Genomic DNA, 21401 nt, shown 5'->3' with positions numbered 1-21401 from the left:
TCACCATCGAACGCCGTTCTGCTTACATCGCCGCTGCGCGCGGATCCGATTCCTCGCTCCAACGCAATTCCATCGCGGCTTCCAGATCGGCCAGCATTTCCTGCGCCGGCATCCAGACAAGACCACAGCGCATGGACCCGAGCGGCGATACGACCAGTTCGACGCTCGACTGCTCGATCCGGGTGTAGCCGGTGCGATCCGCCATCCCTCCAGCAATCACGGCGTCGGCCATCATGCTGATCGTGAAATCCGTGTTCCAGCGCGCATGAGCATAGGCGCGCGAAATTCGAGGCAGGATTCGCGCCAACCCTCTGCCGCGAAAATCGCGCCGGTACCAGCCGGCGCCTGAAAATACGACCCTGCCCGCGATCGTGGACGCCACCGGAGTGGCGACCTTACAGCCGTCTCCGCGCGCCAAGGCGGCTACGGGATCTGCGTAGAACATCCGAAGCGAGACGGCTTCCTCGAACAACGTCGTGCCCGTCCAGTCGTAGTAGCGGCCCGCCTGTGTCGCGACGACCTCCCCGTTTTTGTCTGTCCCGATGATGACGAAGCTGTTGTCAGCTGTTGCGCCGCCGAGGTCGGGCTGGAAGATCGGCACCAGCGGCCGCCAGCTGTCGGAATTTGCGCTGTTGATGTCGAGCAAATCCTGTAGGCTCGCAAAATTGACGCTGATGCCGCGCTCCCGGGCGGCGGTGTCAGCGGCGAGAAAGAAGCGTCCCAGGAGGCTGATCGGACCATGATCGATCTTCAGAGTGGAAGGCATGCGTCCAGATTGAGGACAGCAATCCTGCATCGATATCCCCTACACCTTTGCTACGTCGGCTTATCAAGCCGTGGCGGACGACGATTGCATTCGATCTATCCTCTGTAGTTGTAGCGCGGATGACATAATTCTGGTTGATTGTTTCAAGCTGAGATTGATGCTTCATGGACGAACATCTTCGATGCGGCATGAGGTAAATCGGACGTGGCGACTTCCAAACAGATCCCTGACCGCCGCCCCGCGGCGTCCCAAGGCAAGCGGCTCAGGAGGTCATCCAAGAAGCCCAATTATGTCGATCAGCATGTCGGAACCCGATTGCGCCTGCGGAGGAACCTGCTCGATCTCAGCCAGGATGACCTGGCGAGACGCCTCGGCCTGACAGCCCAGCTCATTCAGAAGTATGAAGCGGGCGAGACCCGGATCAGCGCATCAAGGCTGTACGAAATCGCAAACCAGCTGGCTGTCCCGATCACGTGGTTCTTTGACGAGATCGACGTCAACGCACGCGCCGCCGCAACACAGGCGTCTCAGGAGCAGGCCGCGGACTTCAGCGAGCTTGTCACCAAACGCGAATCTCGCCAACTGCTCGAGCTCTATTTCGGTATTTCTGATGAGCGGCTGCGCAGAAAGGTGCTGCAGATGGCCGAGCTTCTCCGCTCGCGCGACGACGACTGAGGGCGGCGGGAGGTCCGCCAAACCAGACGACGGAGTTGCGCATGTTGCCTCGCGCCGCAGGATCTTGGACCGAACGTCCACATGCGCAACGGCCGCGAGACGGATTGGGACGCCCATCATGCTGATCGGCGTTGGCTGCGTAGCAGATTTCGATAGCCGCCTCGGACCAGGCCCTGACCTGCTTGAACCAGCCGGATTGTCCGGCTGCGCAGGTCGTGTGTTTTCCATCCCCGATCTGTCAGCCGCCCGGACCCGAAAAGAACCGTGGCGATAGCCCGATAATTCTCGCCCTCGACCCGGCCGTCCAAGGCGCGCAGCGCGAGAACCATCCGGAGCCGCTGCTGAATAGGCCCGGTCTGAGCCGGCAGCCGTATCGGACCTCGCCTCAGCGCCGTCCAGAGCCGATAGGCCGCGCGGGTCTGCAGATCGAAATCACGGTCGAGCGGCAGCTCGACAGCGACGGCCGTCCCCTTCGTCGGAAGCCGCGAGAGCAGCAGCCGGTGCGTGGCGCCGCCCAGCTGCAGCACCGCGTACCAGCCATCAGACGCCCGTCTCAGCTCGGCGTCGGGCGATCCGCGAAGGTCGAGATGAGAGAATGGCGCAAGCCGGCCTTGCGACGTCGGCGCGAGGCGAAGCACACTCGGCAAGACTTCCGGCGCCCAGAATATGGCCTGAGCGTCAAACCGGCGCGTCGGGTCGGCCGCGAAAAGAAAGCCCCCATCGCTGCCGGAATTCAGGCGCGGTGGGGGCGTCTTTGGCTTGTGCAAGCAGATCGCTGTAGTCTCGTCGATAGTCCGGATTGCGACGGAGACATTCCCAGGCAAAGTCGGCCGCATCAGCCGTTTCGAGCTCCTTGTACGACTCGGGCGACCGCCAGTTGAACTCACTCATTATACACTCGTCCCTGCCATTGCCGCCCTCTCACCAAAGCTTGGGGAGGCTAGCAACGAGGGCTCCGTCACCGAGACTATCAATCTGCGCAGTTGACACCGATCGAGCAAAACGCAGTGGATTTTGCGTATTCCCGGGTCATTCGGTTTCACTCAAATCGTGGGATTTTCCTCGCGCCAACGATGCGGCCCCGTTGCTGCGCGCGGCGTGCCCGGCCTTGCCTCAGATCGCATGACCAAGAGGATCGTAGCCGACGGTCGAGACCGCGGTCGCGACCGTCTCGGGTCCGCTGCACGCGAGGCTCGCCCAAGAATGGTGCTCACGCACGTTTGACGATCGCTTCCCGTCGGCCCGAGCAGGCTCAACCAGGCAAGCTCGGTCAAGCGATGTCGGCCAAGCCGTCTCGCGCCAGTTAATGCGCCCCGCTCAATTTGCCGGATTGAGCTGATATTCCAGCCAACGGGCAGCGCGATCGGAGATCAGTTCCGGACGAAGTCCGGCTGTGCCGGTGCTCTCGTGAGGCGCTCCTATCGTGAGCCATTCACTAAGCGCACGAGCCCACCCTGCGGCAGGATCAATGGCCAAAAGCGGCGTAGCCAAGCTCTCCTGGCACAATGGAAGACGCCACACCGTTCCCTGCAGCACACATATGTCGTCGCGGATGATGACCGTCCAGTGCTCAACAAACCCGGACCATTCGAGCGCAGATGGCGGCGGTGAGGTCCCTGCGCGCAAGCAGCCGAGCAGCTTCGCCGCGAAGACAAGGTTCGCCCTTGACACCCGCCAGTTCGCTTCGCAATTCCGATTGGAACTGAGCCTTCTGGCAACACCCGCTCCGACAGATGAGGGCGCATCCGTTGCGACGCTCGGTCTGATGAAAACTGGTCTTTTGGCCATGTCGGCCTTCTCGCTGCTCAAAACAACATTTCAGAGAGATCAAAGATCGATTCGACTGATGCGTGTCTCTTGTCACTTCGATGGCGACCGTAGCGTGTCTTTACCGCCTGAGGAGTGTCCAATATCGTGACGGGCATGCGACTTCATTCAGGACGACTGACTTCGATGTCGCCGCTCGACAGTCGAGGCGCTATTCGCGTCGGCGAACAGCCTTGCTTCCAGCATCGATTGCAGAGGCGCAAGATCTCCCGTCTGCAACGCGCCAATCGCACTTGGAATACCGGCCGCGACGCGCGTGCCGACGCGCTCCGCTGCAATGGCCAGGAACTTCGCCCCGATGTCGTCCCAGCTCATCGGGTTCGTCGGCTCCCCCTTCGGCGCCAACACTGTCTGTTCGAGGACGCCCGAAGCCGTGGTTATGCGAACCCGCCCGGGAACCGCCGCCGGGAACATGAGATCGAATTCGGGATTGACGGTCATCCGTACACGCCCGGCGATCTCGATGGCTCTTTGATCCCTCAGCGAATCGCTGCTCAAGGGGAGCAACGCCGCTGCGCCACTGATCGCGGCGACACCGAGACAGAAGGGAAGGCTGTATTGCGCTCCCTCCAGCGTGCCCGGGGCCACCTCGTTACTCAGTGTCAACGATCTCCCAAAGGTCTCGACATGGATGCCGATGATGGCGTCTGGGTGAATGTCATGATCTCTCAGCAATGAGAGCAGCGCATCAATTGGCGCGTGAATCCAACGGCAGCAACTATAAGGCTTGAAATAGGTGCTGTTGATGAGCCAACTCGCTCCGAGCCCGTCAAGAAGCCGCGCGCGATCGTAACGTTCTGAACTGTCCAGAATGTCGATCGGTCCGGTGAAGCCCTGCTTGGCCAGATCGACCGCAAGGACGCCGTTGGCGGCTCCCCATGGGATCCCCTCCTTGACACTATTGCCTCTGAACCGGGTGTATGGCGTAGCAGACTGGCTCGGCGCCGTCGTGCCGGCGATCGAGATCGCATGTGCGATCTGGCCCGGCGAGAGCCCTCTCAGCCAACCCACCGCTGCGGCTACGGCTTGACCGCTCCAGAGGCCACTGTTCACCGTCGGAACGCTTCGCAGATCCCGGGCAGAAGAAATGCGAACGCCCATCTCATATCCGACGGCAATGGCGGCAAGCGCCCGTTGCCCATCCAGGGACGGACTGCCGAGCAGTGACAATACCCCCGGAATGATTGCCGCGCCGGGATGCCCTGAAGCGGCGCGGTGGCCATCATCCAGATCGAGCGAGCACGCGCAGGCCGCATTGACGAAGGTTGCGCCTGCAGCGGTCGACTGCTCTCCTGAAAACCACATCGCGGCCGTTCCATGGCCCCATGTCATGCTTGCTATTCGGCGCACGGCCATCGCATTTGGTGTCTCATAACCAGCTATCGCAGCCGTCATCAAATCGAACACGCATTTCGCCGCGCTGATCCGAGCTTCTTCTGGCACTTCGCTCGCGCCGACCCATTCGGCCAACATCTCGGTAACGGCGTATGTCATGCGGCCTCCAGGGTCTTCAACATGTGTGCTGGATCCGACGAGTTGACGGAGCGCAGCCATCCAGGTCGGCAGATCAGACAATCAATGCGCGGCAAATTCTCGAAATCCCCGCAGCTCTCCGAGCGAGCTCCCGCTCAAGTCCACCTCGATCCAGAGTGGGATCAGGCAACTGGATCATGATGACGGCAAGCTCGCCAATGGTCTCCTTTGGTGTCGTTTTACGTCATCGCTCCGATGCGCAGGCTACCCCACGCGATATCGCTTGTTTCCGGGAAGTAGCAGGCTCGGGATCGGTCGTCTCCCGATGCTGCCAGCTGCGGCCTTTCGACGGAACACGGGCCTTCCGCTCGCGCGCAACGCGGATGGAAGCCACAACCCGGAGGCGGATTGGCTGCGGAAGGAACCTCTCCCGCGATCTGGATCAGAGGCCGGCGTGCCCTCGGATCAGGGACTGGATAACTGTCGCGCAGAAGCCTGGTATAAGGATGCAACGGCCGGTCGAGGACATCCGCCGTCGGCCCCTCTTCGACGATGCGCCCAAGATACATGACGCAGATCCGGTCGCAAAAATGTCGGACCACACCGAGGTCATGCGAAACGAACAAGAACGACAGGCCGCGGCGTTCGCGGAGCCCCTCCAGCAGCCGAAGAATTTGCGCCTGTACCGAGACATCGAGAGCAGAAACGGCCTCGTCCGCGACGACCAGTTCGGGATCCAATACCAGCGCCCGTGCAATACCGATCCGTTGCCGCTGACCGCCGGAGAACTCATGCGGATAGCGTTCCAGTGCTTCTCGCGGCAACCCGACCTCGACCATGGCGGCTTCTGCCTTCTCGCGGATCTCCTTGGACGACTGACGCAGATGGACGCGAAGAGGTTCTTCCAGAGTCTGGCGAATCGTTCGGCGCGGGTTGAGCGAAGAATAGGGATCTTGAAAGACGATCTGCATCCGGCGGCGCAACACGCGCAAGGCGGTACCCTTGGCGGCCCGAACGTCGACGCCGTCGAATACGATTGATCCGCTATCGGGCTCAATGAGCCGAAGGATGGCACGCGCGACCGTTGACTTGCCACAGCCAGACTCCCCCACGAGGCCAAGGGACGTCCCCTTTGGAACGCGGAAAGACACATCATCGACCGCTCGGACATTTCTTGCGCCCGAACCTCCGTGTCTTACGAAGGTCTTCGAAAGATGACTTACAACAAAGTCGCCGCTTCCCTGGGACGTCGTCATCAATGCACTCCTCCGACGGGTCTGACGGGACAGCGCACCAAATGTCCGGGATCACCCGATGATACGAGCTCTGGGTGCAGCTCGGTACAGCTACGGTCCTTGAACGGGCAGCGGGGCGCATAGGCGCAGCCTGTTGGAACGGCAGACAGGGCGGGAACGCTACCGGGGATCGGCTCCAGACTCTCATTGGCCCGGTCGGCTCGTGGCATGGCGCGCAGCAGCGCTGCCGTATAAGGGTGCATGGGCTTTGCGAACAGCGCGTCGACTGTCGCAAGCTCCACGATCTCGCCCGCATACATCACGGCAACGCGGTCGGCGATCTGCGCTACCACGCCGAGATTGTGCGTGATGAACAGCATCGACATTCCGTAGGCCTGTTTGAGCTCTTCGAGTTGGGACAGCACCTGCGCCTGGATCGTTACATCGAGGGCCGTCGTCGGCTCGTCGGCCAGAAGAACCCTCGGATGACAGGCAAGCGCCATGGCGATCATGACGCGCTGGCGCATCCCTCCCGAGAATTGATGCGGATACTCATCCAGGCGGCTCTTCGGCGATGGAATCTTGACCTCGTCCAAGAGCCGAAGCGCCTTAGCCTTGGCCTCCATGCGCGACCCTCCGCGGTGAATGAGGATCGCCTCCGCAATCTGGTCTCCCACCGTCATGGTTGGATTGAGGCTCGTCATCGGCTCCTGGAAGATCATCGCGATCGAATTGCCTCGGATGGTACTCATGTCCCGCTCGGACAAGGTCACCAGATCTTGGCCCTCGAACAGCACCTCTCCGCCCTGAATGCGAGCACCCGCATGCGGAAGCAGCCGCAGGATCGACAGGGCAGTGACGCTCTTGCCACTGCCCGATTCGCCCACGACCGCAAGCGTCTCGTTCGGCATCAGCGATACCGAGACGTTCCGTACTGCAGGGTACCAGCGGCCGCCGATTCGGAATTCGGTCCGCAGATTGCGCAGGTCGAGAGCTGGCCTGGGAAACGATGTCATGCCTGCTACTCCCCCCGCAGCTTTGGATCGATTGCGTCTCGCAGAGCATCTCCCAGAAGATTGAGGGCGAGCACGGTCAACAGGATCGCAAGACTCGGGAAGACCGCGAGCCACCAGGCGTCGAGGATGTTATCGAACCCTTCGCGGATCATGCTGCCCCAGGTCGGCGTCGGTGGCGGAACTCCGAGTCCGATGAAGCTCAGGGATGCTTCCGTGCGAATCGCGGAAGCCATCCACAACGAGCTCATCACCACGACATCCGAGATGAGATTGGGGAGAATATGGACCCCCATGATACGGACGGGTCCAAATCCGAGCGCGCGGCCGGCCATCACGAAGTCCTGCTGCTTCAATGCAATCGTTGGCGCGCGGGCAACTCGCGCAAACGGCGCGATCTCCGTGATTGCGATTGCAATGATCAGGTTCTGAAGGCTGGCGCCCAGCATCGCCGCAATCATGAGGCCGAGCAGCAGAGCCGGAAAGGAGAGCATCACATCGAGCACCCCCATCACCAGCTGATCCAGCGCGCCCCCGATATAACCTGCAACGATTCCGATGGTACAGCCGATCGTCATCGCGATCAGGATGGCGACAAAGCCGACCATGAGAGAGATGCGGGCTCCATAGATCAGACGGGACAGGACATCTCGACCATAGTTGTCCGTCCCGAACAGGAACTCCGCTGATGGCGGCTCAAGCCTTGCCACGATATTCTGCTCCAGCGGATCATGGGGCGCAATCAACGGCGCGAGCACTGACACCATGATGATGATGGCAAGGAGCAGCGCCCCCAGCCAGAACAGAGGATTTCTGGAGAAGACCAGCCACAATCGGCTAGGCTGCGACACTGCAACTGATGCGACCTCGATCGTCATTTGTACTTCACCCGCGGATCGATGAGCCCATATGTAATGTCCGTCAGCGTATTCACGACGATGACGCAGATCGCAAAGATGATCATCAGTCCCTCGAGCAACGTATAGTCGCGGGAATTGAGTGCCCCAAAGATCAGCTTGCCGAGGCCCGGTCGGTTGAAGATGATTTCCGTAAGCACCGAATTGCCGATCAACGTACCGAAGTAGAGGCCAACGACGGTCACCACCGGAATGAGGCCATTGCGCAGAGCGTGTCGCATGACCAGGCGCATGGGAGTGACCCCCTTTGCACGCGCTGTGCGGATGTAATCCTCGCCAAGCACCCCCAGCATGGATGACCGTGTCACACGCACCACATAGGCCATCAGGATCAAGCCGAGGTTCAGCGCAGGCAAGGCAAGGCTTCGCAAGCGCTCGAGAGGATCAGTGCTATCGGACGTGAGAACCGGGAACCATCCCAGATGGATTGCGAATATGATGAGCAGAAGGATGCCTGACACAAACGCGGGAAACGAGAGTCCGACCAACGAGACCAGCCGCGAGACGTAGTCGATCCAGCTGTTGCGACCGAGCGCCGCGAGAATTCCGAGCGGCAGACCCAGGACGATTCCGATCGTGATGGCCGCCAAGGTGAGTTGGATCGTGGAGGGCAACACCAGCAAGACCTCCTGAACGACCGTCCGGCCGCTGCTCAGCGATCGCCCGAGATTGCCGGTGAGCACGTCTCTGAGAAAGTGAAGGTATTGGACCTGGATCGGCTGATCGAGCCCGAGCCGGGCTCGCATCGCGCGAAGCGAGGCTTCGGTTGCCTGGTCGCCAAGGATGACGGACGCAGCATCACCCGGAACGAGTCGGACCAGCACGAAGATTGCTGTCAGCATCACGAACAGGGTGGGGATTGCGAGCAACAGCCGTTTGCAAGCAAAGCTGATCATTCGATAATCCCGCTCGATTGCGAATAGAACACAGGCTGAAGATGCTGAATTCTTGTCTGCGGACAATGAGAGTGCCTCACACCACCTCTCCCTCTTGATCGAGAGTGGCGAGCTCTCCAAGCGTCACGGGCTTGAGTGGAGGCCTGACGCGATAGAAGCCGATCTCGCTTGCGGGACAATTCTCCAGCTCCGCGAGGATGCGGGTGACGGTGTAACCACATTGCCGGCCCTGGCACGGGCCCATCCCTGCGCGCGTGAAGGCCTTGATCTGGTTCGGGCCGCAGCCGCCGATCTGCGCCATCGCACGGATCTCTCCCGCAGTGACCTCCTCGCACCGGCATATGACGGTGTCATCGGTCGGACTAAAGATTCTGGAGCGGGGTCTGAACAGGGTGTCGAGGAAGGGCCGCAAGGCAAGTTCGCGCGCCAGACTCTTCTGAACGCACGACGCATCCTTCAGCATGTTTTGCTCGTCCGCATAGCCGAGCTGGACTGCCAGCCTGTGGGCTGCGAGCGCACCACGACATTGCGCGGCCTTGGCCCCCGCAATGCCCGCGCCGTCACCGGCGACGAAGATGCCGGCTTTGGACGTTTCGCCCCATGGATCGAGAACCGGAACGTAGCAATCCTGCTGGTCACGCCATTCAACGGCGCAGCCCAGTCCGAGCGGCACATGAACGTTCGGAACAACGCCCTCATGCACGAGCAGATGATCCGCGGACACGGTTTCCTCTCGTCCATCCGCTGTGCGATAGCTGAGCGATTCGATCCTGTCCGATCCGTGTGCCTCCAGCTCGACGACGTGACGGATGACAGGCACGCGCCTGTGCCGGAGGATCGCCTTCCAGGCGAGCCCTTTGAGGAGTGCTCCAGCCCCACGCAAGGCTCTCGGCAGATACTGGAGCGCCGCCCAATGGTTCCCGGCCGGAGTCGTGTCGAGATAGCCAGCGATCTGACCTCCGGCGTTGAGCAACTGAACGATGTAGAGAAGCGGCAACGGGCCACACCCTGCGACCCACACTGGCTTCGCGGGAATCTGCCCGGCGGTCTTCAAGAGCACCTGAGCGGCGCCCACCGTGAGGACGCCCGGGAGTGTCCAGCCTGGAAATGGAGCAGGCCTCTCCTGGGCTCCGGTTGCAAGGATGATGGCCTTCGCCTCGATCGTCCGGGCTTTGCCATCATGGCTCACGAAGGCGCGATAACCGGGTTCGACCTGCCAGAGCTGTGTCCGAGGCTCATAATGTGCCCCGCTGGCGCGGAATGCGTCGGTCGTCGCCTTTCCATCCTGATAAGTTCTTCCGAGGATGTCCCCCCTTTCTGACGCTGCCTGAGTTTCGACCGAACGCCAGATCTGCCCGCCAGGCGCAGTCTGGTCGTCCACAACCAGAACGCCAATTCCATAGCGGCGGGCCGTGATGGCCGCCGTCATGCCGGCAGGGCCAGCCCCTACGATGAGAAGATCGGTTTTGCTCATGACGGCAGGCACCGCCTACGCTGCTGGTGCTCAACCGTCATACCGTCCCGCACCGGCATCATGCAGGTCTGAACTGAAGCAACTCCATCCACCCGGGCAAGGCAATCGAAACAGACGCCAATCATGCAATAGGGAGCTCGCCTGCTCCCCTTTACCGGCGTAGGGCGTGACCAGATGGCCTCCTGCCGGAGCAGGACGGCTGCCAGGTTTTCGCCCGGCTCCGCGACGACAGGCTTGCCCTCGACATAGACAGTCACGGCCTCAGCGGGCTCATGCAGCTTTCGGAACATCAAAGCGACTCTGATGAAAGATATCGAGCGAATCCGGCAACTGGCCGGCTGCGATCGCATCGGCCAAAACGGTGGCATGCAGCGCCGCAAGCGTGACACCTGAATGGCACAGCGCAACGAAGGCTCCCCGGTGCTTCTGCGACTGAGCATAAACGGGGCACCCGTCAGGGGTCATGATACGCAAACCCGCCCATTGCCGGACCAATTTCGCCTCGGCGAGACTCGGCACGATGCGAAGCGTCCGTCGGCTCAGATCTGCAGCGGCGGCCGCCGTCGCGGAGCTATCAAAGCCGGTCTCCTCATGGGTTGCACCGATCATCACGGTGCCTTCCCGGGTTTGGCGCAAGCCACTCGTCGGCAAAGGCAGCAATGGTTCAAGACGCTCGGTCACCAGGATCTGCCCTCGCTGAGGGCGCAGCGGGATTTCAAGACCCACTTGCCGCGCGAGCGCCTGCGACCCGAGACCCGCAGCGATCAGCACGCGCGGCGCACTGACGGTCTCGTTTCCGCACGCCACTGTAAAGCCCGCCTCGCTGGGCACGATCTGCCGCACCGCAGCGTTTCGCCGCAATTCTCCGCCGAGACGCAGAATTCCGGAATGAAGAGCCGCAAGGAGCTGAAGCGGATTGGCGTGCCCGTCCCGCTCACCGAAGCTGGCGCCGGCCACGTCCGGCCCCAATCGAACCTTCGGAAGCAGCCTGGCCAGTTCAGCGCGATCAAGCATCCGCCAATCCGCCTCCGCTCCGCCGAGCTGATTGTGCAATCGCTGGAGGTCCGAACGGCGCTTCTCGAACGCATCCTCTCCGAGGCAGAAAGCCAAGCCGCCATTCTGCTCGTATTGAAGATCCAACCCGGTCAGATCAGTGAGTTTCGACGCAAAGCCGGACCACATGTCGACGCTACGGCGTGACAGCTGCTGATAGGCCGGCATGTTCTGGCCTTTGCCCTGCAGCCAGACAAGGCCGAAATTGGCCCGTGCCGCGCGATGGTCGCGATCGTCACCGTCGAGCACGAGCACCCGGTGCTGTCTCCGCGCCAGCCCGTATGCGATCGCAGCACCGACCGTACCAGCACCGATAACTATTATCTCAGGATGCATCGCATTTCCTCTTGCCCAATATGACGACAAAAGGAGATATTTGGTCAAAGTCCAAAATCTCTGGCTGTATTCTTCAGGGTTATGGGATGGCTCGTCAGATCAATCTCAGACAGGTTGAGGCGTTCAAGGCGGTCATCGAGAGCGGCTCGATCAGCCGAGCCGCATTGATCCTCAACATCTCCCAGCCAGCGATGAGCAAACTGATCGCTCATCTCGAAGAGGACACCGGGCTCAGCCTGTTCGATCGCGTCAAAGGCCGCCTTGCTCCGACAGAGCGCGGCATGCGGCTTTACAGGGAGATCGATCGTATTTTTTCAGGTGTTCGCCAGGTCGAGAATGCCGTCGAGGTCATCCGCCGCGAGGAGCAGGGACAGCTTCTCATCGGAGTCATGCCGGCGTTGTCGCGTTCGTTCATCCAGCAGGCGACGATGGGCTTCCTGCAACAGCATCCCAACGTGTTCTGTTCGGTCAAGTCACGCAGTTCGGAATGGATCGTGGACTGGCTGGTCACACGCAAGCTCGATGTCGGCCTTGTCAGCTCGCGGATCGACAATCCTTATGTGATCGCCGAGCCGCTGACCCAGCAGCCGCTCGTCTGCATCATGCCGACCGATCATCCCCTCGCCATGAAGAACGTTGTCGAGCCGGATGATCTCGACAACATTCCCTTCGTGTCTTTCGATCCTGAGAGCCAGGCTGGTCAGTGCATTGCGACGATGTTGGATGCCTATCACGTCAGACCCAACACCGTGCTCGTGGCCAATGTTTCACCGACCCTTTGCGAATTCGTCGCAGCCGGTCTTGGCGTCTCGCTGGTGCATCCCCTGATGTTCAACGGGCTCCAGGACCGTCTGGCCATCAGACGCTTCGAGCCAGCCTTGCCTTACGATTTCCAGCTGTGCCGAATGCGCGATAGCCGTAATGCCAATCTGGTCGACGCATTCCTCCAGCAAGCGCGTACGACGGCTGCGCGGCTCTCGCAGGAGTCCCTCAGCGCGGCGTGAGCGTTGTCGCCTCGGTGATCGGCGGAGCGAGGTTCATGGCTCCTTTGAGCTCATAACCGTAATTGACGCGCTTGCTGTGCCCCCAGACCTGCTGAAGCTCAAACAGTGGAACAGAACAGACGGTGTCGTGGATCTTACGCTGAGCTTCCTTCCACAATTCCTGCTGCCGCTCGACGCTGCCTTCCACCCGCGCCGCCTGGATCTCGGCATCCGCGACGTCGCAATGCGAGAAATTGGCGACTGCCGTCGTCGTACCAATGCTGGAGCGCGAATGATAAAATTCGGTCAGATAGGTGTCGGCGACCGGAAACCTGGCGGCGCCATAGAACACCAGAGCGCTGGCATTGCCGCGGATCTGGCTCTGATAGGTGGCGTGATCGACAACGCTCATCTCGAGCTTGATGCCGGCCCTTGCGAGCTGACGCTGAATGATTTCCATTGTCGGCAGAATAGCCGAGATATTGGACACCACGACCTTGAGCGTCAAGCCATTTGGGTGGCCCGCTTCGGCCAGAAGCGCCTTGGCCTTCACCGGATCGTAAGCATAGGCCCCGGATGAACAGTCCTCTCCGATATAGCTTGGGGGCACGACCGAGCAGCCTTTCAGACTGACCGCCTTGCCGACAAACTGCACGAGATCGTCGACATTGATCGCAGCGGCGATTGCCTGTCGGACCCTCAGATCGTCGAGCGGCGGAATACTGCTGTTGATGTGAAGCGTCCGAAATTCTCCTGGACGGAAGACATCAACGACCATGTTGCTGCGCTGGCGAGTCGTATCGACCCAGCGTTGCTCCCGCCGGCCTTGGATGACGTCGAGCTCTCCCGACGAAAAGGCAAGCTCGCGGGCGCTGTCGGAGGGGATCGTACGGTACACGATGTTGCTGATCTGCGGCCGGCCCCGGAAATAGCCCTCGTTTGCCACCAGCTTGACATGCCGCTGAGTCTCATGCTCCGAAAACGCAAACGGACCTGTACCGACAGGGTTGGACGCAAACTTGTCTCCGAGCTCCTCGACGGCTCTCTTGCAGACGATGTTGCCGCCGTGATAGTTGGACAGGCGGCCGAGGACATTCGGATCCGGATACTTCAGCACGATACGAACTGTATACTCGTCGACCTTGGCAATGCTTTCCACCGGCGCGAAATCTGCAGCAAAGCTTGATCGGCTGGGGTCTGCGGCGCGGGTCAGCGAGTAGACCACGTCGTCTGCGGTGAGGGTGCCCCAGTTGCCGTGAAATTTGACACCCTTTCGGATGAAGAACGTCAAGACTCGCCCGTCTGTGGACGTTTCCCAGCGCTCGGCGAGATCGGGTTCAAGATCCTTGGGGTCGGCGCTCCCTGGTCTGAATCGAACGAGGCCGTTGAACATCAGGCCGATGAGCGGCTTATCAGTGCTGGTCGTCGCACGATGTGGATCCAGCGTGGTGACGTCTGATCCGCCGGCACCGATCTGCAGGGCGGTTCCCGGCGGGACTTCCGCCGCAGACACATCACCGGTCGCGTTCACGATGACGGCGATACAGAAAGCCATTATAGAGACGCGGTTCATATAGCCGAACTTCATTCGATGCCTCGCCCGTTATCCAAAGGTCAGGCTGGAAGAGTCCTGCAGCTCTGTCAAAGTCCGAAATTGAGGAGGCCTATTCGCCGGCGTTATGGCTAGGGGCAGAGCTCAATCGCGACGCGAAAATTCGGGTCGCAGGCCCCCGGTGGCAGCGACTGCAATTTGCACATCCGCGTCGGGCGAGCCGAATGCCACGTCTGCCTACAAAGCTCCTGGATCGTCAGATAAAAATCGGTGAGCGGTCGCGGCCTCGCTCTCACGATCCGACATGATCGGAAAGAGATCTGCGGTGATAGCCCGCCTGGCGCCTGCGGAGCGCTCGCCATAATCAGACATCGAGCCGTCGCGCTGCTTGGCTCAAGCAACAAATCGTCATCAGTCGACGTACACCACGCAGGCGATCTCTTGACGAGCTACCGAGATTGGTGGTCCTACGCCATATCACAACCACGAGGCCCCGGCTGAGGTGTGCAGCACACCCGCCTCGCCTCGAAATCGCGGGTCCACCAAAGGCTCGCAGCAGATGGCACCACCGGCAGCCGAGATCATAGAGCAGATCTGGGCGCGCGCGAGCTCCTGTATAAGACCTGCGACTGGGTCCAGGACCACTACCTTTCCAGGTAGCTGTGCCCATCGTAATCTTAATCGTACCATGACGTTAGGATCGGCATGGCTGGAAGCGAAGACTGGAGATTTGATCGATTCCCGCGTGGGAGAAAGATGACGCTGGGCTGAACAGACGTCGTTTGGCGCAGGCACGACCGTCTACTCTCGGCAGGCGCAAGGTTATACCTCGCAGTCACCCAGACTCGTCACAGCCTGCACACTACGTATTTTCGGTCGGCTGGAAGTGCGAAGACGGACCAGGAGATTACGTATGCAGGGTCATCCTGGACGGACGGACATCTTTTTGGGCCTTCGTGCCACATCTACAGCAGCAATGGCAGCTACGGTCGCGAGCTGCGCCAACGGGGCTCAACTCGCCGTGACGCGCCTGATCGTCCAGCAGCATGAGCCGCTGGCTATCGCCCTCATTCGCTGTGCGATTGCGGCTGCGTGCCTTGCGCCGCTTCTCAGGCGATCGCAACGTCCAGCAATCCGTGATTGTGCGACCATCCTCGCTCTTGGTGGCGTCGTCGCGGGGCTCTGCCCATGGCTTCTGACAATTGCCATGCAATACACCACTGCTTCGCGCGGAGCGCTTCTGATCTGCACCAGTCCTCTGCTGACCCTGACATTCGCCGCCTTGCTTGGGCAGGAAAAATGCACCCTCCGCCGGGTCGCCGGCTGTTGCTGCGCGTTTATCGGAGTTGCCGTCGGACTTTCCGGACAGCTCGCCGCGGGCACGCCATCGGCCATCAATCGGGGCGATGCGCTCGTGCTCCTGACCACCGTGTTATTGGCGCTGTTCAACGTGTGCGCCGCTCGCATGCTGACGCGCTATCCCGCCCATACGATCGCTCCGATCGCCTGTCTCGGCGGCGCTGCGATCCTGTTCGCCTTCACGCTCGCGGGTGGCACCCTTGGCGGGATACCACTGCTTGCAGCCAAAGATTGGCTCGCGTTGCTGTTCTGCGGGACGATTGGTGGAGCTGGCGTACTGCTGCTCTGGTCCTGGGCCATCGAACAGGCTTCGGCCGCCAGGATCGCGATCTTCGTGACGGCAGCGCCGATTTCGGCAGCAGCCGTTGGCGTGATCCTGCTGTCCGAGGTTGTATCACCTGCACTCGCCGCCGGAACCGGTCTCATCGTCGCCGGAATTTATTTCGTCTATCGAGCCGAACCGTTTGCCGAAAGCCAGGCGTGACGCCTGGCGCCATCGCTTCAGCTCCGGGGGACCGCGCCCGCACTCAAGCGGCTTCTCTCAAACCCGGAGATCGGCGCCTGCTCGCCGCCGAATTCGATCCGGGGAATCGCGTCGAGCAGCGCCTTGGTATAAGCGTGTTGCGGTCTGCTGAACAGGTCCGCGACCGTGGCCTGCTCGACAATGCGTCCTCCCTTCATGACCATGACGCGATCGCACATCAGCCGGACGATGTTGAGATCATGACTGACGAACAGATAGGACAGGCCGAGCGCCCGCTTCAGCTTGTCGAGCTGGTTGAGCACCACCGCCTGCACCGAGACGTCCAATGCGGACGTCGGCTCGTCGAGCACGACCAGCGCTGGATTGACCGATATCGCACGGCCAATGCCGACGCGGGCCTTCTGACCCCCGGAGAGCTGATGTGGGTACCTGCCAAGCAGCGCCTGCGGAAACTCGACCAGGTCGCAGATACCGTGGATGCGACGTTCGAGCTCCTCTGATCTCTTCAGCCGTTCAAGACGAAGCAGCGGATCGGCGATCGCCTCGAATGCAGTCCGCCGCGGATCCAGGCTGGAAGCAGGATCCTGAAACACGATCTGAATCAGCCGTCGCTTGGCCGACCGTGCGAAGGACCGCGGGTCCGTATCGGCGATCTCCTCACCATGAAGCCTGATCGATCCCGCCGAGGGCTTGACCAGTTTGGCAATCAGCCGAGACGTAGTCGTCTTGCCCGACCCGGACTCGCCGACAAGTCCGAGACATTCGCCCTGGTGCACCTCGAAGCTAAGATCATCGACCGCCCGAAACGACGTCGGCGCAGCCTCGGGCCGGCTATGCCAAGGCGCCATGAACTTCGACAAAATGCGCGGCGGCTTTTGCAGCACGTAGTCGTGAGTCAGCCCTCGGACGCTGAGGACGGGCTCCTTTTCAGGATCCGGCATAGGAGCCGCCTCCGAGAGCTGCCGGATCGGACCGAAGACCTGCCGCTCAGAGGCAGGTATCAGGTCTGTCAGTTTGTCGTGCCCCTGCGGGGTCGCACTCAGCAGCTTCCGCGTGTAGACATGTTGCGGTCGGCTGAAGATCTGCGCTGTCGGACCGTGCTCGACGACCCGTCCCCGTTCCATGATGACGACGCGGTCACAATATTGCGCCGCCAGACCGAGATCGTGGGTGATGAACATGGTCGACATGCCGCGAGAGCGATTCAACTCGACCAGCAGATCCATGGTCGCCTTCTGAGTGGTGACGTCCAGGCCGGTGGTCGGCTCATCGGCCAACAGCAGCCGTGGCGTACACGCAAGCGCCATGGCAATCACGCTGCGCTGACACATTCCCCCGGACATCTCGAACGGATAGGCGTGGACACGACGCTCAGGGTCTTGAATGCGAACCGCATGCAGCGCTTCGATAGCCCTGCTGTCGGCGTCCCTGCCCCGCAGCGGACTGTGCGCCCTCAGGACGTCGCTGATCTGGGCTCCGACCGGCCTGATCGGATTGAGAGCCGTTTGCGGGCTCTGAAACACCATCGATATCTCACTTCCGCGAATGGTCTTCAGTTCCGACTCTGGCAGGCCAAGCAATGACCGCCCGAGATAGGTGATCGAACCCGATTGGACCCGGGCCTTTCGCGGAAGCAACCCCAGGATTGAGTAGGCTGTGACAGACTTCCCGGATCCGCTTTCTCCGACGATGCCAACGATCTCGGCCGCTCCGATGTCGAACGACACGTGATCGAGCGCCCGCACGCGTCCATGCGGGGTATCGAACTCGACAGCCAGGCCATCAATGCTCAGCAACGGGGGATCGGATCTTTTCAACATGACCTGCTCACTCGGACTTCTATCGGCTACGAACGTCGAGGATGTCTCTCAAGGCATCACCCAGCAGATTGAACGCAAACACTGCCAAGGCGAGCGCTACGCCTGGAAAGACGACGAGCCACCAATTGCCGGCCATCGCCTGAGCGGCGCCATCAGCGACCATGATCCCCCATTCCGCGGTTGGCGGCCGAATGCCGAGGCCGATGAAGGACAGGCTTGCGGCATTGAGGATCGCCCAGCCGAGATTGACGGACAGCTGAATCATGAGGTTGGGCATCACGTTCGGGAGTAGAACCCGCGCGATGATCCGCGCGTCGCCGTTTCCGGCGACGCGCGCGGCTTCAACAAACAGCTGGCTGCTCAATACGCCAACCTCCACGCGCGCCAGCCGCACATAGAACGGGAGATTCACGATCGCGGTGGCGAGGATCACATTGCGCAGATCGTTTCCGAGAGCGGCAACCAGGGCCATGGCCAGAACGAACAGCGGAAACACCTGGAGCATCTCGGCGATGCGGCTGGTCCAGAGATCGAAGGCACCTCCCAGATAGCCGGACAGTCCGCCGATGCCGACGCCTATGGTGAAGGACGCTGTCACCGCACACACCGCGATGAAGAGATCGAGACGCGCCGACACGATCACTCTGCTCAGAACGTCCCGTCCCAACTGGTCGGTGCCGAACCAATGCGTCCGGCCCGGCGGCAGAAGCACGTGGCCGAGATCGGTCGCATAGGGATCGAACGGCGCCAGCATTGGTCCGAACACAGCCAACAGCAGCAGGATGGTGACGGTCGCGACAGCCGCAACCGACAACCAGTTCAGCGTGACGATCCGCGCCGCATGTGAGACGATCGAAGATGACGGCTGCATCACACCCCCCTGCGTGCGCGTGGATCAGCAAGACCATAGGCGACATCAATTGCCAGATTGACGGTGACGAGAAGCAGTCCCATCAACAGAACGAAGCCTTGCACGGGCGCATAGTCGGATGCGAGCAGCGCATTGAGCGCGAAGCTGCCGATCCCAGGCCAGCCAAACACCCGTTCGACCAGAACGTTTGAACCAAGCATCGTCGAGAACACGATCCCCATCGTCGTCAAGACTGGCAGCAGCGCGTTGCGCAGCGCGTAACGAATGTAGACCGTGACGTCGCTGAGCCCCATCGCGCGCGCCGTACGCACGAAATCGGAACTCAGCACGCCCAGCATCGAGGATCTCGTCATGCGCGTTAGCGGCGACAGCACGAAGATCGCCATTGTGATACTCGGCAGCACGAGCCTCCCAGCAGCCGATTGCAGTGCATCCCAACGCCCGCTCAGACTGCTGTCGATCAGGAGAAAGCCTGTCAGACGCGGCGGCGCAGCGATGAACATGTCGATGCGATCGACGGGTTCTGGTGCAAGACCGAGCCAGAGGAAGAACACATAGGTGAGGAGCAGGCCAGTGACGAAGGTCGGCATCGACACGCCGATGCTGCTGATGACGCGCGCAAGGTGATCCACTGGCGAGCCGCGCCATATCGCTGCCATGACCCCGAGGGGTATCGATATCGCCAGCGCCAGCAACAGCGCCGTGACTGCCAGCTCGAGCGAGGCTGGCAGGCGCTCGCGCAACTCCGTCAGAACCGGACGCCCGGTCGTGAACGACATGCCAAGATCAGCCCGGGCGATATCCTTCACATAGATCAGGAGTTGCTCGGGAACCGTCCGATCGAGTCCAAGCTTCTGTCGGACATAGGCCGTCTCTTCCGCGGTCGGCACGGGCCCCGAGGCGAAGAAGGCCGCTGGATCGCCGGGCAGAACGCGCATGATCAGGAACGTCGCCACGACCAGGGTGCAGATCGCAGGCACCGCCGCAAGCAGGCGGCGCACGAAGAAGGTCAACATCGCGGGGCTCCAAGCTCTTTAACCAGGCTCTTCAGCATGAACAAAACGAAAGCGGCCGCGGCTCCCGCAGACGGCGTAGGATGGCGAAGCACCGGCTCCTCGCCCGGGGGTGGCGAGGAGCCGCTTGGCATGTGTCAGTTCCTGGTCATCGACCGCACATCCGGCAGGGTATGAAACCAGTACGCGTAGTTGCCGATGTCCTTGCCTATGACGACCTCCAAGGCCGCCTGACGAAACATCAGGAGCGGAACATCGCGGTTCACGATCCCGATCATCTCGCGCATCGCCGCATCATAGTCGGCATCGCTGCCGGCGTCGTCGGCTTTTGCCAGCAGCGGATCAAGCGCGGGATTGTTGTAGCCAGAGAAATTCGAACGTGTATTTCCGCGGTAGAAGATCCGGATCCAGTAGTCGGGAAGATTGAGCCAAGCGACCTGGTTTTCGAGATAGGCCGGCATTTGCTTTGCTGTCTGCAACTCGCCGAAACGCGCCCCCGGCAGCTTCTCGATCGTCACGCGGACGCCAGCCCTGGCGAGATGATCCTTGAGCGCCACCGCGAGATTTTCGAAGTATTCCGCCTTGCAGGTGCATAGCGACAGAGTGGTGTCGAACCCGTTCGGATATCCCGCCTCCGCCAATAGCTTGCGCGCCAATTCCGGATCATAGGCGAACGACTGCGGCTGCGGAAAGCTGGCGCCCTGCACCTGCTCAGGCGGGCCGAACAGTCGCTTGCCTCGATTGAGGAACACACTCCGGAAGATGTCCTCTTGCGGAATGGCGTGAGCAATCGCCTGACGCACTCGCAGGTCGTCGAACGGCTTGGCCTGCGTGTTCATGACCAGAAACTCGAACTGGTTCGGCATCGGAATCAGCAACAGCCTGGCCTGTGCGCGCCGTTCGACGCCTTCGATGGCATTCGGCGTCAGCCCGACGGCAACATCGGCCGCACGCCGCTCGACCAGCGCCACGCGGGTCGTATCTTCAGGCACGGTCTGGAACACAGCCCACCGCATCGCCGGTTGCGGCGCGCCATGCCATTTGTCGTTACGCTGCAGGACAACCTGATCAGGACGGAACGTCATGACCTGATAGGCGCCGCTACCCGCCTCGTTGGACTTCAGCCACTCGGTGCCCCAGGGATCGTTCGGGGTGAGATGAGACTTGACCTGGGTCGCATTGATGATGGGTGCGAACGGGGTGCTGAGCGACAGCAGCAGATAGCGGTTTGGCTTGGTGAGCGCGATCTCCACGGTCTTGGCGTCGATGGCCTTGATCTGGTCTTCGCTGGCAAGACCTCCCAAATTGAGGACGAAGCGCGTGGTCGGCAGGCTGATCGCACGTTGCAGCGACCATTTGACGTCCTCGGCGGTCACTTGCGATCCGTCATGGAAGGCTGCGGAGCTGCGAAGATGAAATCTGTAGACCTTGCCATCCTCGGAGATGTCCCAACGTTCAGCGATGTCGCCGCGCGGCTCATCCAGCCTGTATTGCTGGACATTGTCACGCGGTTGATCCAGCGCGAACGTGACCAGCCGATCGTAGACGTGCCAGGACACGCCCCAGGTCGATCGCTGCACGCCGGCGCCCGCAGGATCGAGCGAGCTGGTCTCGAACGGCCAGACCACTCGTGCGGTTTCGCTGCGGCTCTGGC

Annotated in this window: 18 protein-coding genes and 1 pseudogene; 3 read left to right on the top strand and 16 right to left on the bottom strand. The window is 61.2% G+C overall.

All coding sequences use genetic code 11. From position 1 onward, the window contains the following. Positions 1–22: 22 nt before the first annotated feature. Positions 23–766: a hypothetical protein gene (locus HL666_RS21875; protein ID WP_246741594.1), complete on the bottom strand. Its 744-nt coding sequence runs from the start codon at positions 764–766 to the stop codon at positions 23–25. 204 nt (positions 767–970) lie between these two features. On the opposite strand from HL666_RS21875, the gene HL666_RS21870 reads away from it, so the two are divergent. Continuing rightward, positions 971–1441, top strand: a complete 471-nt coding sequence (locus tag HL666_RS21870) for a helix-turn-helix domain-containing protein (RefSeq protein WP_311976130.1) — start codon at positions 971–973, stop codon at positions 1439–1441. A 116-nt stretch (positions 1442–1557) separates the two neighbouring features. Here HL666_RS21870 and HL666_RS21865 read toward each other — a convergent pair whose 3' ends face one another. The 10 genes and pseudogenes from HL666_RS21865 to HL666_RS21825 form a co-directional block, all read right to left on the bottom strand. Next, positions 1558–2265 (bottom strand): DUF2285 domain-containing protein, encoded by a 708-nt coding sequence (locus tag HL666_RS21865; protein WP_376698613.1) that lies wholly within the window; start codon positions 2263–2265, stop codon positions 1558–1560. Next, positions 2204–2332 (bottom strand): annotated as a pseudogene (locus HL666_RS34640) (transcriptional regulator domain-containing protein); the annotation flags it as partial. The pseudogene HL666_RS34640 and the gene HL666_RS21865, both read right to left, overlap by 62 nt. 1044 nt (positions 2333–3376) lie before the next feature. Beyond that, positions 3377–4762: an MmgE/PrpD family protein gene (locus HL666_RS21860; protein WP_172183531.1), complete on the bottom strand. Its 1386-nt coding sequence runs from the start codon at positions 4760–4762 to the stop codon at positions 3377–3379. 218 nt (positions 4763–4980) lie between these two features. Continuing rightward, complete coding sequence (locus tag HL666_RS21855; RefSeq protein ID WP_172183529.1) at positions 4981–5997, bottom strand: ABC transporter ATP-binding protein; 1017 nt, start codon at positions 5995–5997, stop codon at positions 4981–4983. Continuing rightward, a complete protein-coding gene (locus HL666_RS21850; RefSeq protein ID WP_172183527.1) occupies positions 5997–6992 on the bottom strand; it encodes an ABC transporter ATP-binding protein in 996 nt (331 codons plus the stop codon). The genes HL666_RS21855 and HL666_RS21850 overlap by 1 nt, the downstream gene beginning before the upstream one ends. Positions 6993–6997: 5 nt before the next feature. Then, positions 6998–7867 carry an ABC transporter permease gene (locus tag HL666_RS21845; protein ID WP_172183525.1) on the bottom strand — a complete coding sequence of 290 codons (870 nt, stop codon included), beginning with the start codon at positions 7865–7867 and terminating at the stop codon, positions 6998–7000. Then, positions 7864–8802 carry an ABC transporter permease gene (locus tag HL666_RS21840; protein WP_172183523.1) on the bottom strand — a complete coding sequence of 313 codons (939 nt, stop codon included), beginning with the start codon at positions 8800–8802 and terminating at the stop codon, positions 7864–7866. Before HL666_RS21840 ends, HL666_RS21845 begins: the two co-directional genes overlap by 4 nt. Before the next feature lie 76 nt (positions 8803–8878). Continuing rightward, positions 8879–10276 (bottom strand): NAD(P)/FAD-dependent oxidoreductase, encoded by a 1398-nt coding sequence (locus tag HL666_RS21835; RefSeq protein ID WP_210262014.1) that lies wholly within the window; start codon positions 10274–10276, stop codon positions 8879–8881. Beyond that, the gene (locus HL666_RS21830) at positions 10273–10566 is read right to left on the bottom strand and encodes a (2Fe-2S)-binding protein (RefSeq protein WP_172183519.1); all 294 of its coding nucleotides are present in this window, start codon (positions 10564–10566) and stop codon (positions 10273–10275) included. Before HL666_RS21830 ends, HL666_RS21835 begins: the two co-directional genes overlap by 4 nt. After that, the gene (locus HL666_RS21825) at positions 10547–11713 is read right to left on the bottom strand and encodes an NAD(P)/FAD-dependent oxidoreductase (protein WP_246741591.1); all 1167 of its coding nucleotides are present in this window, start codon (positions 11711–11713) and stop codon (positions 10547–10549) included. Before HL666_RS21825 ends, HL666_RS21830 begins: the two co-directional genes overlap by 20 nt. Positions 11714–11751: 38 nt before the next feature. Between HL666_RS21825 and HL666_RS21820 the strand changes: the two genes are divergently transcribed. Continuing rightward, entirely contained in the window at positions 11752–12669 is a 918-nt protein-coding gene (locus HL666_RS21820; protein ID WP_172183517.1) for a LysR substrate-binding domain-containing protein, read from the top strand. On the opposite strand, the gene HL666_RS21815 is transcribed toward HL666_RS21820, so the two are convergent. After that, complete coding sequence (locus tag HL666_RS21815; RefSeq protein WP_172183515.1) at positions 12656–14236, bottom strand: ABC transporter substrate-binding protein; 1581 nt, start codon at positions 14234–14236, stop codon at positions 12656–12658. The genes HL666_RS21820 and HL666_RS21815 overlap by 14 nt on opposite strands. Positions 14237–15113: 877 nt before the next feature. Here HL666_RS21815 and HL666_RS21810 point away from each other — a divergent pair. Next, positions 15114–16043, top strand: coding sequence for a DMT family transporter (locus HL666_RS21810; RefSeq protein WP_311976124.1), 930 nt, complete (start codon positions 15114–15116; stop codon positions 16041–16043). A gap of 17 nt (positions 16044–16060) precedes the next feature. Here HL666_RS21810 and HL666_RS21805 read toward each other — a convergent pair whose 3' ends face one another. From HL666_RS21805 to HL666_RS21790, 4 genes are all read right to left on the bottom strand, one after another. Next, positions 16061–17863 carry a dipeptide ABC transporter ATP-binding protein gene (locus HL666_RS21805; protein ID WP_172183511.1) on the bottom strand — a complete coding sequence of 601 codons (1803 nt, stop codon included), beginning with the start codon at positions 17861–17863 and terminating at the stop codon, positions 16061–16063. 19 nt (positions 17864–17882) lie between these two features. Next, positions 17883–18734, bottom strand: coding sequence for an ABC transporter permease (locus HL666_RS21800; protein WP_172183509.1), 852 nt, complete (start codon positions 18732–18734; stop codon positions 17883–17885). Continuing rightward, positions 18734–19750, bottom strand: coding sequence for an ABC transporter permease (locus HL666_RS21795; RefSeq protein ID WP_172111425.1), 1017 nt, complete (start codon positions 19748–19750; stop codon positions 18734–18736). The genes HL666_RS21800 and HL666_RS21795 overlap by 1 nt, the downstream gene beginning before the upstream one ends. A 134-nt stretch (positions 19751–19884) precedes the next feature. Then, on the bottom strand, positions 19885–21375 hold the full coding sequence (locus HL666_RS21790) for an ABC transporter substrate-binding protein (RefSeq protein ID WP_172183507.1): 1491 nt from the start codon (positions 21373–21375) through the stop codon (positions 19885–19887). Positions 21376–21401 lie beyond the last annotated feature (26 nt).

This window comes from Bradyrhizobium aeschynomenes, from assembly GCF_013178945.1.
In the GTDB taxonomy this organism is placed as follows: Bacteria; Pseudomonadota; Alphaproteobacteria; order Rhizobiales; family Xanthobacteraceae; genus Bradyrhizobium; species Bradyrhizobium aeschynomenes.
Note: the sequence above shows the minus strand (reverse complement) of the source record. Positions and strands in the feature narration are given on the sequence as shown.